The sequence below is a fragment of the Actinosynnema sp. NPDC023658 genome (genome assembly GCF_040639995.1).
Taxonomy (GTDB): domain Bacteria; phylum Actinomycetota; class Actinomycetes; order Mycobacteriales; family Pseudonocardiaceae; genus Actinosynnema.
In genome coordinates this window covers 1-1,178 of sequence record NZ_JBFAAX010001400.1, presented here as the reverse complement: position 1 = coordinate 1,178, position 1,178 = coordinate 1, and the positions used below count along the sequence as shown (strand labels likewise).

1 protein-coding gene is annotated in these 1,178 nt (G+C 76.7%); it reads right to left on the bottom strand.

Annotation, left to right across the window (positions count from 1 at the left end; genetic code table 11):
* On the bottom strand, positions 1 to 976 hold a 976-nt coding region (locus AB0G02_RS41315), incomplete at its 3' end, for a family 2 encapsulin nanocompartment cargo protein polyprenyl transferase (protein WP_360806356.1).
* Between the last annotated feature and the right edge of the window lie 202 nt (positions 977 to 1,178).

The following is a 1,178-nucleotide window of genomic DNA, read 5'->3' as shown; positions in this document are numbered from 1 at the left end:
GGTCCGCCGCGCGCAGGTGCTCCTGGGCGCGGGCCAGCAGGTCGTCCGCCCGGTCCTGGCTCCACGCCCGCGCGCCGGAGGACTCGATCAGCTCCGCGGCACGGGCCAGCTCGGTCGGGGTGAGCTCCCGGTCCGAGTGGTACAGCGCGTGCAGCTCGCGACCGGCCGGCGTGTCCGACGTCAGCGCCGCCACCACCGGCAGCGACTTCTTGCGGTTCCGCAGGTCGGAGTAGACCGGCTTGCCGGTCACCGCCGGGTCGCCCCAGATCCCGAGCAGGTCGTCGACGAACTGGAACGCCAACCCGACCCGCTCGCCGAACGACCGCAGCTGCTCCACCTGGTCCGGCCGCCCGCCGCCGAACAACGCGCCCAACGCGCACGACCCGCCCAGCAGCGCACCGGTCTTGCCCTCGGCCATCCGCACGCACTCCGCCACCCGCACGTCGGCGCGCTCCTCGAACGCCAGGTCGGCGCTCTGCCCCTCCAGCAGCCGCTGCACCGCCGTCGACAGCACCCGGATCGCCTGCTGCGCCTGCGGGTGACCGCTGCCCGCCAGCACGTCCACCGCCAGCGTGAGCAGCGCGTCACCGGCCAGGATCGCCGGGTTCACGCCGAACACGTGCCACGCCGTCGCCCGGTGCCGCCGGGTCGTGTCGCCGTCCATCACGTCGTCGTGCAGCAGGGAGAAGTTGTGCACCAGCTCCACCGCCACCGCGGCCGGCAGCGCGGTGTTCACGGCGCCGCCCACGGCCTGCGCGCCCAGCAGCACCAGCGCCGGCCTGATCGCCTTGCCCGCGTCCGCACCCGTCGGCGTCCCGCGCTCGTCCCACCAGCCGAAGTGGTAGCCCGCTATCGCGCGCATCGAGTCCGGCAAGCGGTCCACCGCCGCCCGCAGCGCCGGGTCGAGGCCGGCACGGCTCCACTCCAGCACCTCGCGCGCGGACCGGTGTTCGAGGCTCACGTCCAGGTCGGTCAACCCCACAGCTCCGGTTCGGGGGGTTCACCCGCACCCGGTGGGTCGGCACCGGGCCGCGCGGGCAGGGGGAAGAGCGGCGGGCGGGGGGGGGGGGGCCGCGCCCGGCCGGCCCGCGGGGGCTAGGTCGAGCGCGCTGACCCGGGGGGAGGGCCCCCCGCCCGGCGCGGGCCCGCACGGCCCCCGAGACTTTCGCGGGGGGCCG